The 12619-nt window shown below is 58.6% G+C and carries 14 protein-coding genes; 11 read left to right on the top strand and 3 right to left on the bottom strand.

Annotated features, from left to right (window positions below; genetic code table 11):
• Positions 1-160 precede the first annotated feature (160 nt).
• The 4 genes from KI792_12205 (at position 161) to KI792_12190 (ending at position 2257) form a co-directional block, all read left to right on the top strand.
• Positions 161-688, top strand: coding sequence for a class I SAM-dependent methyltransferase (locus tag KI792_12205; GenBank protein ID MBV6633780.1), 528 nt, complete (start codon positions 161-163; stop codon positions 686-688).
• Between the two features lie 18 nt (positions 689-706).
• Positions 707-994 (top strand): hypothetical protein, encoded by a 288-nt coding sequence (locus tag KI792_12200; protein ID MBV6633779.1) that lies wholly within the window; start codon positions 707-709, stop codon positions 992-994.
• A 66-nt stretch (positions 995-1060) separates the two neighbouring features.
• On the top strand, positions 1061-1564 hold the full coding sequence (locus tag KI792_12195; protein ID MBV6633778.1) for a DUF3291 domain-containing protein: 504 nt from the start codon (positions 1061-1063) through the stop codon (positions 1562-1564).
• 126 nt (positions 1565-1690) lie between these two features.
• Positions 1691-2257 carry a thioredoxin family protein gene (locus tag KI792_12190; GenBank protein MBV6633777.1) on the top strand — a complete coding sequence of 189 codons (567 nt, stop codon included), beginning with the start codon at positions 1691-1693 and terminating at the stop codon, positions 2255-2257.
• Here KI792_12190 and ptsP read toward each other — a convergent pair.
• Positions 2250-4478: a phosphoenolpyruvate--protein phosphotransferase gene (ptsP, locus tag KI792_12185; GenBank protein MBV6633776.1), complete on the bottom strand. Its 2229-nt coding sequence runs from the start codon at positions 4476-4478 to the stop codon at positions 2250-2252. The two genes, KI792_12190 and ptsP, sit on opposite strands and share 8 nt — an antisense overlap.
• 322 nt (positions 4479-4800) lie before the next feature.
• Complete coding sequence (locus tag KI792_12180; GenBank protein ID MBV6633775.1) at positions 4801-6030, bottom strand: aspartate kinase; 1230 nt, start codon at positions 6028-6030, stop codon at positions 4801-4803.
• Between the two features lie 327 nt (positions 6031-6357).
• On the opposite strand from KI792_12180, the gene ubiG reads away from it, so the two are divergent.
• The 4 genes from ubiG to KI792_12160 are packed head-to-tail and all read left to right on the top strand — an operon-like array spanning position 6358 to position 9239.
• Positions 6358-7107, top strand: coding sequence for a bifunctional 2-polyprenyl-6-hydroxyphenol methylase/3-demethylubiquinol 3-O-methyltransferase UbiG (gene ubiG, locus KI792_12175; protein ID MBV6633774.1), 750 nt, complete (start codon positions 6358-6360; stop codon positions 7105-7107).
• Positions 7108-7125: 18 nt separating this feature from the next.
• Positions 7126-7695, top strand: coding sequence for a class I SAM-dependent methyltransferase (locus KI792_12170; protein MBV6633773.1), 570 nt, complete (start codon positions 7126-7128; stop codon positions 7693-7695).
• Positions 7696-7745: 50 nt separating this feature from the next.
• Positions 7746-8741: a nitrilase gene (locus KI792_12165; GenBank protein ID MBV6633772.1), complete on the top strand. Its 996-nt coding sequence runs from the start codon at positions 7746-7748 to the stop codon at positions 8739-8741.
• Positions 8742-8792: 51 nt separating this feature from the next.
• On the top strand, positions 8793-9239 hold the full coding sequence (locus KI792_12160) for a DUF302 domain-containing protein (protein ID MBV6633771.1): 447 nt from the start codon (positions 8793-8795) through the stop codon (positions 9237-9239).
• 27 nt (positions 9240-9266) lie between these two features.
• Here KI792_12160 and KI792_12155 read toward each other — a convergent pair whose 3' ends face one another.
• Positions 9267-10394: a zinc ABC transporter substrate-binding protein gene (locus KI792_12155; GenBank protein MBV6633770.1), complete on the bottom strand. Its 1128-nt coding sequence runs from the start codon at positions 10392-10394 to the stop codon at positions 9267-9269.
• 197 nt (positions 10395-10591) lie between these two features.
• Here KI792_12155 and KI792_12150 point away from each other — a divergent pair, with 197 nt between their 5' ends.
• The 3 genes from KI792_12150 to KI792_12140 are packed head-to-tail and all read left to right on the top strand — an operon-like array spanning position 10592 to position 12617.
• Positions 10592-11017, top strand: a complete 426-nt coding sequence (locus KI792_12150; protein ID MBV6633769.1) for a transcriptional repressor — start codon at positions 10592-10594, stop codon at positions 11015-11017.
• On the top strand, positions 11017-11817 hold the full coding sequence (znuC, locus tag KI792_12145; GenBank protein ID MBV6633768.1) for a zinc ABC transporter ATP-binding protein ZnuC: 801 nt from the start codon (positions 11017-11019) through the stop codon (positions 11815-11817). The genes KI792_12150 and znuC overlap by 1 nt, the downstream gene beginning before the upstream one ends.
• Before the next feature lie 5 nt (positions 11818-11822).
• On the top strand, positions 11823-12617 hold the full coding sequence (locus KI792_12140) for a metal ABC transporter permease (GenBank protein ID MBV6633767.1): 795 nt from the start codon (positions 11823-11825) through the stop codon (positions 12615-12617).
• Positions 12618-12619 lie beyond the last annotated feature (2 nt).

The following is a 12619-nucleotide window of genomic DNA, read 5'->3' as shown; positions in this document are numbered from 1 at the left end:
GCCCGACCATATGCCCTTGAAAATCAGACGTAAAGGGTCGCAGGGCCCTGTTAACGCACGGCAACCGGGATGCTGGGGCCAACAACCAGATTCATGGTTGCAAGTGAGGGCCTATTAGGCTGTGTATGGGCGCAAAGTTGGAAATCGCCTGAGAGGTCTTATGACGGCCGATAACACTGATGAGTACCTGTCCCCAGCAACCGTCAAAGAGATGATTGATCGGTCGTTGCAGGTCGCGGCTCTCGATACCAATCGGAAATGGGTCCCAAACTATATTCAGGGGCACTATCCGCGCTTTGAGAAATCGCTGTCGCTGATCCCAAAAGCTAGTGAACACCGTTCGGCGATCCTTGATGTGGGAACAGAGGGGTTCATGCTGGACTGGTTCGCGAAAGAGCTGGGCTACACAACTGTTGCCGGAACCCGTTACCGGCCCGAGGGGAAGCCATCGCTTGGCAAGTTCTCGTTCTATGGTCAGGAGTATGATGTCGGTAACTTAAACGTCGAGAAGGAACGAATGCCCTTCGACGATGCATCATTCGATGTTGTGACCTGCTTTGAGGTCATCGAGCATTTCACATCCGACCCGATGTTCTTCTTCCTGCAGGCTGGTCGGGTTCTAAAACCAGGCGGGCTGTTGATCATGTCCACGCCCAATGCCGCCAGCTACGAAGCGTTGCTGAAATGAGCGGACGGTTTGCCCCCCATGGTGTTTCATAAATTCAAGGCAGGCAGCTCCGATCGTCACCACTTTGAGTTTACGCCGCGCGTGCTGGAAGAGGCCGTCGTTGCCGCCGGGTTCGGCATCAGTTTGCTTGAGACCCACGATGACAAGCCAATGTTTCGACAGTCGAGGCCCAATGACTATGCGGCAATCGAGGCGTTGGTCGCAGATCGTGGTTTCCATAAAGAGCACCGCGAGCGCCGTATCTACATCATTGGTGAAAACACCGGCAAAGCCACCAATCGATATCCACCGAACCTATACGTCTAGCTGGCAGATGGGCGGTCTGTTGCGACGCCCAAGCAGATTCAACACCAATCAACCGAGGTAATGACAATGGCTGAATACGAGTTAGCGCAGATTAATATCGGTAAGATGATTGGTCCCAAGGGCGACCCGCGCGTTCAAGAGCTCTTTGACCGCCTGGAAGAGGTGAATGCGCTGGCAGAGGCGAGTGACGGTTTCATCTGGCGTTTACAGACCGAGGCTGGCGATGCCACCGACATTCTGCCAACGATTGATCCCACCTTGCTGATCAACATCTCGGTCTGGCGCGATGCCGAGGCGCTGTTCAACTATGTCTACAAAAGTGGGCATACGCCGGTGATGGCCAAGCGTCGGCAGTGGTTTGAGCGGTTTGAAGGGTCACACCAGGCACTTTGGTGGGTACCTGCCGGTCATCGCCCAACGGTTGAAGAGGGGCTCGCCAAGATATGGCATTTGGACCGCTTTGGACCGACCGAAATGGCGTTCACCTTCAAACGTCGCTTTGATCAGCCGGGTTCAAACACCGAGCCGGTCGACATGAACCCCGATCCCTGGTGCGTTGGAAACGCATAGAACGGACGGGCGCTTGAAACGCTTGGTCTAGCCACGAAACCGGCCACTCACCGTCATGTGAACGCTAACCCTAAGCCCCCTACGCTAGTTTAGGGACCTCGAATACAGGTGAGGGCTAGGGCGAGCATGAAGCGGAAGAAGCAAAAGAAACAAAAGCCAGCCAAGGCAAGTCCAGCGGCGGCAACACCCAACCAACCACCCGAACAGGGGCCGGGAAGCAGCCGTCGTGACTTGCTGCTGAAGGTGCGGGATTACGGTGCGATTGCACTCGTGCTGGGTGGCGGAGGCTATTTCCTGGCTGACAGCTTTGTCGCCGGGGCGCAGGAGCATGATCTTTCCCAGATCGGCAATGGCATGCCAACCATCGTGCAGATCCATGATCCGCAATGCCCAAGCTGCCGCGCCTTGCAGAAAGAGGTACGGGCGGCACTCGCTGATTTTGATGACAGCGAAGTGCAGTACTTGGTTGCCAATATTCGCACCGATGAGGGCGGACGCTTTGCCAACTATCACCGGGTTCAGCATGTGACGCTAGTTCTGCTGGATGGTAACGGCAACCGGCGGGAAGTCCTGACCGGGCAGCGCCCAGCGTCCAGCCTACGCCAGGCGTTCCGCAAGCATATTGATGAGGTTACCGGTGGCGGTGGCCTATCAGGCGCCGAGGCGACGCCGGGTACCGCGCCCTCTAGTTAAGATCGGTTTTGATCGGAATACCGTGATCAACGGCAAAGGCTTTAAGCGGTTGCCGCAGGCTTTGATGTGCCCCGTCTAGATGGGCGTGCAGATACTCACTAACGCCCGCGATATCCGTTGCCCGGATCAGGCGCTTAATCCCCACCACATTGAACGGTGAGACCGAGAGGGTCCGGTAGCCGAGGCCAAGCAGGGCCATGGCCTCAATCGGTCGGCTCGCCATCTCGCCACAAATGCTAAGCGGAAGGTCTTGGGCGGCACAATCCCGCTGCACCTGGTCGAGCATCTTCAAGAACGATGGGTTTAGCGGATCATAGCGGTCGGCCAGCCGCTCATTCGTGCGATCAACCGCAAAGAAATACTGGAGCAGATCGTTTGAGCCGATGGAGACGAAGTCTACCAGCCCAGCAATCGCCGGGATTTGGAAGATTGTCGACGGGATTTCGAGCATTAGGCCGCGTTCAATTTTCTCTGGCACCGCCTCACCAGCGGCGGCGAGTTTCTCACGCTCCATATCCAACAGGCTGCAGGCACGCCGCAACTCGTCGACCGTCGCAACGAACGGGAACATCACTTTAAGGTCACGTCCCGCCGCGGCACGAAGCAGGGCGCGTAGCTGGGCCCGCAGCATGGCCGGGCGATCCAGGCCAATGCGCAGGGCGCGCCAACCCATGGCCGGGTTATCTTCCTCACTCGGCGGCAGGTAAGGCAGCAGCTTATCGCCACCAATATCCAGGGTGCGGAAGGCAACGGGCCGACCCTCGGCATGGTCCAGCACGTTGCGGTAAATCTCTTCCTGTGCCTGGGCACTGGGGTAGTCATTACGCACCATGAACGGCACTTCGGTGCGGTAGAGGCCAACCCCATCTGCGCCGCTGGCGTGAAGGTGCGGCATGTCGATTAACATGCCCGCATTCATCTGGATTGAGATCGCCTGACCGTCCGCACTTACCGACGGCAGATTGGCCATTTCCTTCAGCTGCTCACGCTGCTTGGCCCGCATCTTAACGTTGCGCAGGAATTGCTCCTGCACCTCATCCGCCGGGCGCAGCAGCACCTGATCATGGTCGCAATCGACGATGATGTTATCGAGCGCCTCAATATTGTCCGTGATGCCACGACACTGGCCGATGGCGGGGATGCCGAGGGCACGGGCAACGATGGCCACATGGCTGGCGGCAGATGCCTCCTCAACCACGATGCCGACCAGTTTGTTGTGATCGTAATCGAGCAGTTCTGCAGGGCCCATATTCTTGGCCACCAAGATGGCGAAGTCGGGCAAGGTCGCGGTGCTGGCATTGCTGTCCCGGCCGGATAGATGCTGCAGCAGTCGGTTGGCCAGATCATCCAGATCGGACAGGCGTTCCCGGAAGATTGGGTCGGTGGCCCGGGATAGGCGCACCCGCATATCATTCTGCACCCGCTGTACGGCGGATTCAGCGGTCAGACCAGCCTGGATCGCCTCCCGAATACGGCGCAGCCAGCCATTGTCATTGGCGAACATCCGGTAGCTCTCAATGATATCCAGCGGCTCACCACCGCCGGCGATATCACGGGTCCAGGCGATCATGGTGTCGAGGGCCGTCAGCATGCGGGCCAGGGCCACTTCAAGCCGCTCAATCTCTTTCTTTGGGTCCTCGGCCACGACTTCACGGGGGATAATGCGTGGGTTGTGGAGGACGGCCGTGCCCAAGGCCATGCCAGGTGCCAGTGCCTGGCCGGATAGGCGCATCGGCATCAGGGCGTCACTAACCCCGGCCGAAACCTCCATCCGGTCGACCATGGCGCCGATCTCAATCAGCTCCGCCAGGATCATGGCCACGGTCTCTAACAGCTCAACCGTCGCCTCGCTGTAATGGCGTCGTTCGGCATTCTGGATGGCCAAGACGCCGCGTACCCTGCCACCACGCAAGATCGGCACCCCCACCATTGAGTGGTAGGGATCCTCGTCCGTTTCCGGTCGGTAGGCGAAGGATGGGTGGGTTGGGGCGTCCGCAAGGGCCAGTGGTTTGGCACTGGCCGCCACCTCACCAACAATACCCTCACCAATGCGCAGGCGCGTGCGGCGCACCGCATCCGGGTTCAGGCCAATGGTGGCGAATAGTTCAAGAATATCGCCAGCCCGGCGCACATAGCAGGAGCAAACCTCCGCCCCCAACTCATAGGCGATGGCCTGCACGATCTTGTTCAGGCGCTCTTCAGCGCTACCGCTGCCCGCCATGACATCACGCAGTCGGGCCAGCAATTGCCGCTCACCATGCGGTCCGCGCGGGCGGTTGCCCCAATCCATTTCGTGGGCAGAGGTGATGTAGCCGCCCTGCATGTCATTTGCGGGCTGCTGATTCTGATCACCCGTGTTGGCGGTATTGGGGGTGTCGCTCGCAGAGTCAGGGCTTGAAGAAGGCGGTGTCCGTGACTGATCGGACCTTTCCGTCATCCTCTCCCTTCCACTTCTCATCGTTGCGAACGCGACAGCGCCATTCTAGCACGAACGGCCTGTTCGCATGGCTTATCAGCACAATAAATTTAAGAAATGGCCTGAATTAGGCGCCATCCAGCCCATAGGCGGTGTGCAGGGCACGGATCGCCAATTCGGCGTATTCCTCGGCGATCAGGACGCTAATCTTGATCTCTGAGGTCGAGATCACCTGGATATTGATGCCCTTATCGGCCAGCGCCTTAAACATGCGCTGGGCGACACCGGCATGGCTGCGCATGCCCATACCGATGATCGAGACCTTCACCACCTTATCGTCGGCATCCAGGCGCTTATAGCCCAGCTCTGCCTTCTCAAGCACATCAGCGGCGCGGTCCAGTTCGCTGCGGTTCACGGTGAAGGTGAGGTCGGTCAGCGTCCCATCATCTGAGACGTTCTGGACGATCATATCGACATTCACTGATGCCTCGGCCAGGGGGCCAAAGATGCTGGCCGCGACACCTGGGCGGTCCGGCACTTCCACCAGGGTGACCTTCGCCTCATCCCGGCTATAGGCGATGCCGCTGACGATTTCCTGTTCCACGAGTTCTTCCTCATCAATGACCAGGGTGCCTGGCAAATCGCTGCCGATGGCGTCTTCAAAACTGGAGAGTACTTGGACCCGCACGCCATGCTTCATGGCCATCTCAACGGATCGGGTCTGTAGGACCTTGGCGCCGAGGGATGCCATCTCCAGCATCTCCTCAAACGAGATTTTATCGATCTTCTGCGCCTGAGGCACGATGCGGGGGTCGGTGGTGTAGACCCCATCCACATCGGTATAGATATCGCAGCGCTCAGCCTCCAATGCGGCGGCGAGGGCAACGGCAGAGGTGTCGGTGCCACCCCGGCCCAGGGTCGCGATGCGGTTACGCTCGGTCACCCCTTGGAAACCGGCGACGACGACAACCTCACCCTGTTCCATTCGGTTCTGCATCTCATCGGTATTGATATCGAGGATGCGCGCCTTGGTATGGGTGTCATCGGTCAGGATTGGGATCTGCCAACCAAGCCAGGAGCGGGCGGGGATGCCACTTGCCTGCAATGCCATGGCGAGGAGGCCGCTGGTCACCTGTTCACCGGTGGAGACAACGGTGTCGTACTCCCTGGCGTCGAAGAGTTGGCTAACCCCCCGGCAATATTCAACCAGCTGGTTGGTCACACCGGCCATGGCAGACACAGTCACGGCAACCTGATTGCCCCGCTCAACCTCGGCTTGAACCTTGGCGGCGGCGGCTTCGATCCGGTCTAGATCGGCGACAGAGGTGCCACCGAATTTCATCACGATGCGGGCCATGTGCGGGTGTGCTTATGGGCGGTGGTGTAACGGGTGAAAAGGTCAGCGCCGGGTCAAAACCCAGGCCAAGACCTTGAGCGCGATGGTTTAGCGGCTTGTACCCTTAAGATGCAAGGGTGTGCAGCTATGCGTTGAGGTATTCGTGACCCCCAAAATCGCAAGTTTTGGGATGCTTTTCGGTTGGGCGAACTTCCAACCCCAAACACGACCACCCATGTGACAGAGATACCCGGGGGCAATTTTCGCCAAGCGTGGAGCGCGCAAATAGGCTATCACCCCCAAATGCCTGATCTTTTTCCGATGAGATGAGCAATGGCCACCGCCGCAATCGCCGAACCTGCTGCAACAACCGTCAACAAGGGTGAGATCGACCATTTCGCCGGTATCGCCGCGCAATGGTGGGACCCGAATGGCGAGTTTGCCCCGCTGCATAAGCTGAACCCAATCCGGCTTGGCTTTATTAAGCGCCTCATCGCCGATCGTTTTGACCGGGATCATCAGGCCTATGATGCGCTGAAGGGGCTGAGCCTAGTCGATATCGGCTGTGGTGGTGGTTTGATCACCGAACCCATGACCCGGCTGGGTGCCAAGGTCACCGGCCTTGATGCAGAGCCGGAGACGGTGAAGGTTGCCGTCGCACATGCGGGTGAGACGGGGCTTGAGATCGATTACCGTTGCGGCACTGCAGAGAACCTGGCCGGTAGTGGTCATCAGTTTGATGTGGTGATCGCCCTTGAGGTGGTTGAGCATGTCGATGGCCGGGACTTGTTCTTTGACGCCCTATCCAAACTGACCAAGCCGGGCGGCCTGATTTTCATGTCGACCCTGAACCGCACGCCGAAGGGTTTTGCCCTGGGCATTGTGGCGGCGGAATACATCCTTCGCTGGCTGCCACGTGGCACCCATGATTGGCGGAAATTCATGCGCCCATCTGAGGTTGTGGGCCAGTTGCGCCAGCGCGGCTTCTCCTTGGTTGAGAAAACGGGTCTCGTCTACAACCCTGTGAGCCGCAGCTTCAGCGAGAACCCGCGTGATCTGGATGTGAACTACATCCTCTGCGCCCGCAAAGATGCCTGATTTTAGGGCTCTAGCCTGATGTTCGCTGCTGCCTCGCCCTGGGTTCAACGTTTCCTGCCACTCATCCCCCGCGGGCCGCTGCCTGTGCTCGACCTCGCCTGTGGTGAGGGGCGGCATCTGCGCCTCCTGATCGGTCAGGGGTATAAGGCAACGGGATTGGATAAACGGATAACCGGCCTTGCCGATATTCTGGGTGAACCCGCGTTGGAGTTGATACAGCGCGACCTTGAGGATGGCAGTGATTGGCCGCTGGCGGGCCGACAGTTCGGTGGCGTGATCATCACCAACTATCTGCACCGTCCGTTATTTCCCAACATCATCGATGTCATCAGCCCTGGCGGTGTCCTGATCTATGAAACCTTCATGGTCGGGCATGAACGGATTGGCCGACCCTCGAGCCCCGCCTATTTGTTGGAGCCGGGTGAGTTGCTGACCGCTTTTGGTGAGCGGCTTCAAGTGGTGGCGTTTGAGCAGGGGGAGGTGTCCTCACCCCGCCAAGCGGTCGTGCAGCGGATCGTCGCCCGGGCCCCATCGCCCGATAACCTGCCGACCACATTACCGTCATCGGGGGCGAATTCCCCTTGGTGACCGGCTAGGCAGCAGATAGGCTCTAACAACTTGAAAACAGAGCCAATCTGATGACCAATCTTCCAACTGGCCAACTCCCTACCGGTAAAGTTACCGCCGCCGTTGTGCAGGCAGCACCTGTGGTTTTCGACAGAACCGCAACCATCGATAAAGCGGCCGATTTAACCGCTAAGGCGGCGGGGCAGGGCGCTAAGATTGTGGTGTTCCCTGAGGCCTTTGTGTCGGCCTATCCCAAGGGGTTGGATTTTGGGGCTCGGCTGGGCATGCGGCTGCCTGAGGGGCGGGAGGATTTCCGCCGGTATTTTGAGAGTGCGATTGATGTCCCTGGCCCGGATTTCGACCGGCTGGCGGGTATCGCTAAGGATAATGGCGTTTACCTGGTCATGGGGGTCATCGAACGCGATGGTGGCACGCTTTACTGCACGATCCTAAACTTCGGACCCGATGGCACTTATCTCGGTAAACACCGGAAGCTGATGCCCACCGCGCTTGAGCGCCTGGTTTGGGGTTTCGGCGATGGTTCGACCCTGCCGGTGTTTGACACCCCCCATGGCAAGCTGGGCGGTGTCATCTGCTGGGAAAACTATATGCCGCTCTTGCGGATGGCGATGTATGCGAAGGGCGTGAACATCTACTGCGCCCCCACCGCCGATGACCGGGATAGCTGGCCCGCAACCATGACCCATATCGCGCTGGAGGGACGGTGTTTCGTCTTAAGCGCGTGCCAGCATCTGACCCGTGGGCAGTGCCCGGATGATTATGATGCGATCCAGGGGGATGATCCCTCAACAGTGCTGATGCGTGGTGGGTCGATGATTATCTCGCCGCTGGGTCAGGTTCTCGCCGGGCCTTCTTATGAGCCTGAAACTATCCTGACCGCTGAGCTAGACCTCGATGAGATTGCGCGCGGTAAGTATGATTTCGATGCGGTTGGGCATTACGCCCGGCCAGATGTGTTCCGCCTTCATGTTGATGAGCGACCGCAAACACCGGTCGTCACCACCACAACCCAGGCAAATGATCCCTTTGCCGATAACGACGCTTAGAAAAGGATTTAGTTGATGAAGCTTTCTGCTGCTTTGCTTGCCGCTGCCCTAATGGTTGTGCCGCTCGCTGCCCAGGCTGATCACGATGTTCACAACCGGGATTATGGCCATCATCAGATGACGATGAGCAGCCCGCATGACGTGCCAACCACCGTGCAACGGCTAAAGGCTGCGATTGAGAAGCGCGGCGCTAAAGTGTTCGCGGTAATTGATCACGCGGCGGGTGCAGAGAGTGTGGGTAAGGCTCTCCGCCCGACCACCACTGTCATCTTTGGCAATCCAAAGCTGGGTACGCCGATCATGATTGCCAATCAGAAGGCAGCATTTGATCTGCCTCTGCGGGTCTTGGTGATGGAGGATGAGAGTGGTCAGACGATCCTGCTGACCAATGAGCCAGCCTATTACCAAGAGACCTATCGCCTGCCTGAAACCCTGCCGCAATTGAAGGGCATGGATAAGGCGATCTTCAGCATCTTTACCGAGGTGGTTGGGCAGTAACGCCCAACCCAATCTCGATCCTAGCTCTTAGCCTAGGCAGTCGGTGTAGCCCGCGACCAACTGGCGGATGAATTTCTCATACCCGCCCTTGGTTGCGAACTCGGCATCGCCGAGCGGGTCGAGGATGCCCTTCTTGACCTCCAGGCCCTCGGCGATGGTGTTAATCGCCCGCGGCTCAAACTGTGGTTCGGCGAAGATGCAAACGATGCCGTCATTGGCCACTTCCTGGCGCAGGGCGCGAAGGCTTGCGGCACCTGGCTTCACCTCAGGGCTGACGGTGACCGCACCCTGGTAGTTCATGTCATAAGCCACTTCCATATACTGATAGGCATCATGGAAGGTCAGGAACGGCTTGTCTGAAACCGGCGCCAGCTTGGCCGCAACTTCTTCATCCAGTGCGGTATAGGCAGCGCGGACAGCGGCCAGATTGGCATCAAGTTTGACCTGTTGATCCGCGTCTAGGTCTGGGCGAACGGCACCGGCCAGACCCACGGCGATGGCCAGGGCATTCTCTGGATCCGTCCAGATATGGACGTCATCATCTCCGGCGGCATGGTTGTGGCCATGGTGATCGTGACCAGCATGCTCTTCGTGATCGTGATGGTCTTTATGATCGTCATGCCCATGATCGTCATGCCCATGATCGTCGTGCCCGTGATCATTGTGACCGTGGTCATCGTGGGCATGTTTTTCATGGTCATCATGGTCTTTATGATCGTCGTGGCCATGATCGTCATGCCCGTGATCATCATGGTCGCCATGGTGGTCATCGTGATGCCCATGGGCCTCTGGCCGGTACTCAAGCAGGGTTAGGCCCGGCAGTTCCATCGCTTCAATCTGAACCGCCGTTGGCGCCAAGGTGTCGAGCTTGCCAGCGAGGAAGGTTTCAAGGCCTTCACCAACCCACAGCACATAATCAGCATCGGCCAGGGTCGCCGCATCTGATGGGCGCAGGCTATAAGCATGGGGGGAGCCACCATTGCGGATCAGCAGGCTGGTTTCACCCACACCATCAAAAACATCACTTGCAATTGCCGCTAGCGGGGGAATGGTCGTCACCAGCTTTGGCGTCTCTGACTGGGCCATGCTGGTGGCGGCTAGACCGCTTAAGCTTAAGGCCAATGCGGTGGTGATTGTGAAACGTGCTGCGGCCATGGTCTAAATCCCCAATTATTACTGCCAGGATCGGCGGTATCTGGTGCCGGCTGTGATAATTGTTATGTTGTAACAATTCAATTCGTTTCGGACCGGCTAGTATGGCGCAAGAACACTCTCAGACTGCCTTTCCAGCGCATGATCACGACCATAAGGCGTGCATCGCTGACGGTATGGCTTTGGCTGAGGCGCGGGCCATGGCACGTGGTCAGCGCTTCACACCACAACGCCGTCGCGTGCTTGAGATTTTGCTGGCCGATCATCGACCACTGGGTGCCTATGAGATCCTGGACCGGATGGCCGATAGTGATGGCAGTACACCAGCCCCACCAATTGCCTATCGTGCCCTTGAGTTTCTACAAGAGCTTGGCGTCGTGCACCGCATTGATCGCCTCAACGCCTTTATGGCCTGTGGCCTTGATCATGGTGGTGAAGATTGTGCCTCTGATTGTGCCAATGGCACCGCTTTCCTAATTTGTGAGCGCTGTAATTGTGCGGCCGAACTCACCGGCGACACACTGCGCAAGCAACTTACGACCCTCGCCGAGAACGCGGGTTTTGCCATGCGGTCGGCGACGGTTGAGTTGATGGGCGTTTGCCCGAAATGCCGGGATGCCGGGTAATGAGCAACGCGTTGATCTCTGCCACCGGCCTTGGGATCAAGGCTGCCGGTCGCTGGCTGATCCACGATATCGATGTGAGTATCGAACCGGGTGAAGTGGTCACCGTGATCGGCCCCAACGGCGCCGGTAAGACGACCATGATCCGTGCCCTGCTGGGCCTGATGAAGCCCGATGCGGGCAGCATTGAGCGCCAGGCTGGCCTAACCATTGGCTATGTACCGCAGAAACTCTCCATTGACCCGACGCTGCCGCTTACTGTCCGGCGGCTAATGACCCTAATGCGCCCCGCAAGCCGCGCAGAGGTGGAATCGGCGTTGGCCGAAACTGATGTTGCCCACCTTATTGATCGGCCGGTTCAGGCCCTCTCTGGCGGTGAGACACAACGGGTCCTGCTTGCCCGTGCTCTGGTCCATAAGCCAAAGCTGCTGATCCTCGATGAACCGGTGCAGGGGGTGGATTACGCGGGGGAGGCCGCGCTCTACCAATTGATCGGGGCACAGCGGGACAAGCTGGGCTGCGGTATCTTAATGGTTAGCCATGATCTGCATGTGGTCATGGCCTCAACCAATCGGGTGGTCTGCCTGAACGGTCATATTTGTTGTTCCGGCCAGCCCCGGGAGGTGAATGTGCATCCCGAGTATCACCGTCTGTTTGGTGATCGGGTGCGCGAGGCCTATGCCGTCTATCAGCATGCCCATGATCATCACCATGATGCCGATGGTCGGCCAATTGCAGGCCAGCACCATGATGGCTGTGACCATGGCCATGAACCATCAAAGCAAGCAGCGGCCGGGGAGTAGCGGATATGGATGATTTTCTGATCCGCGCCTTGTTGGCTGGTATTGGGGTTGCCCTGGTGGCGGGGCCCATGGGCTGTTTCGTTGTCTGGCGGCGCATGGCCTATTTCGGCGATACCGTCGCCCACGCATCCCTGCTTGGGGTTGGTCTGGCCCTGATCCTTGAGGTCGACCTTACCCTCGGCGTTCTGGCCACCAGCTGTGTTGTGGCCACGACCTTGTTCGCGCTTCAAGGTCGGTTGCAAATCGCAACTGATACCTTGCTCGGTATCCTTTCCCACTCCGCATTGGCGGTTGGTTTGGTGGCGATCTCGCTGCTCTCGGGTCTGCGGATTGATCTGTTGAGCTATCTGTTCGGGGATATTCTGGCTGTTGCCTGGTCTGACCTTGTTGTCATTTGGGGCGGTGCGGCGCTGTTGCTGGGGCTTATGATCAAGCTGTGGCGGCCCTTGTTAGCCATCACGGTCTGCCCTGATGTCGCGGCGGCGGAGGGGTTGCCCGCCCAGCGCACGCGACTTGTCTATGTGCTGGCCCTTGCCGTTTTGATCGCCCTGTCCATGAAGTTGGTGGGCATCCTATTGATCACATCGCTGCTGATCATCCCGGCGGCCGCGGCACGACCCTTCGCCAAAAGCCCTGAGATGATGGCCATGATGGCGGCGGGGTTGGGGTGCCTGTCTGTGGCCGGTGGCCTTGGTGCCTCCCTGACCTTCGACACGCCTTCTGGTCCGTCCATTGTGGTGGCGGCGGTGACGTTGTTTATCCTGGGCCTCGCGATACCGCGGCGGCGAGCCGGTGCCTAATC

Source organism: Alphaproteobacteria bacterium SS10, assembly GCA_019192455.1.
In the GTDB taxonomy this organism is placed as follows: Bacteria; Pseudomonadota; Alphaproteobacteria; order TMED2; family TMED2; genus TMED2.
The sequence above is the reverse complement of the archived record's forward strand: the minus strand, read 5'-3'. Positions and strand labels throughout refer to the sequence as shown.

What these genes read in the sequence shown, in the direction of transcription:
- KI792_12205 (MBV6633780.1), top strand. Translation starts at nt 161, where the DNA reads ATGACGGCCGATAACACTGATGAGTACCTGTCCCCAGCAACCGTCAAA.
- KI792_12195 (MBV6633778.1), top strand. Translation starts at nt 1,061, where the DNA reads ATGGCTGAATACGAGTTAGCGCAGATTAATATCGGTAAGATGATTGGT.
- KI792_12150 (MBV6633769.1), top strand. Translation starts at nt 10,592, where the DNA reads ATGGCACGTGGTCAGCGCTTCACACCACAACGCCGTCGCGTGCTTGAG.
- KI792_12170 (MBV6633773.1), top strand. Translation starts at nt 7,126, where the DNA reads ATGTTCGCTGCTGCCTCGCCCTGGGTTCAACGTTTCCTGCCACTCATC.
- KI792_12140 (MBV6633767.1), top strand. Translation starts at nt 11,823, where the DNA reads ATGGATGATTTTCTGATCCGCGCCTTGTTGGCTGGTATTGGGGTTGCC.
- KI792_12155 (MBV6633770.1), bottom strand. Translation starts at nt 10,394, where the DNA reads ATGGCCGCAGCACGTTTCACAATCACCACCGCATTGGCCTTAAGCTTA.
- KI792_12190 (MBV6633777.1), top strand. Translation starts at nt 1,691, where the DNA reads ATGAAGCGGAAGAAGCAAAAGAAACAAAAGCCAGCCAAGGCAAGTCCA.
- ptsP (MBV6633776.1), bottom strand. Translation starts at nt 4,478, where the DNA reads ATGGCGGGCAGCGGTAGCGCTGAAGAGCGCCTGAACAAGATCGTGCAG.
- KI792_12180 (MBV6633775.1), bottom strand. Translation starts at nt 6,030, where the DNA reads ATGGCCCGCATCGTGATGAAATTCGGTGGCACCTCTGTCGCCGATCTA.
- KI792_12200 (MBV6633779.1), top strand. Translation starts at nt 707, where the DNA reads ATGGTGTTTCATAAATTCAAGGCAGGCAGCTCCGATCGTCACCACTTT.
- KI792_12160 (MBV6633771.1), top strand. Translation starts at nt 8,793, where the DNA reads ATGGTTGTGCCGCTCGCTGCCCAGGCTGATCACGATGTTCACAACCGG.
- znuC (MBV6633768.1), top strand. Translation starts at nt 11,017, where the DNA reads ATGAGCAACGCGTTGATCTCTGCCACCGGCCTTGGGATCAAGGCTGCC.
- KI792_12165 (MBV6633772.1), top strand. Translation starts at nt 7,746, where the DNA reads ATGACCAATCTTCCAACTGGCCAACTCCCTACCGGTAAAGTTACCGCC.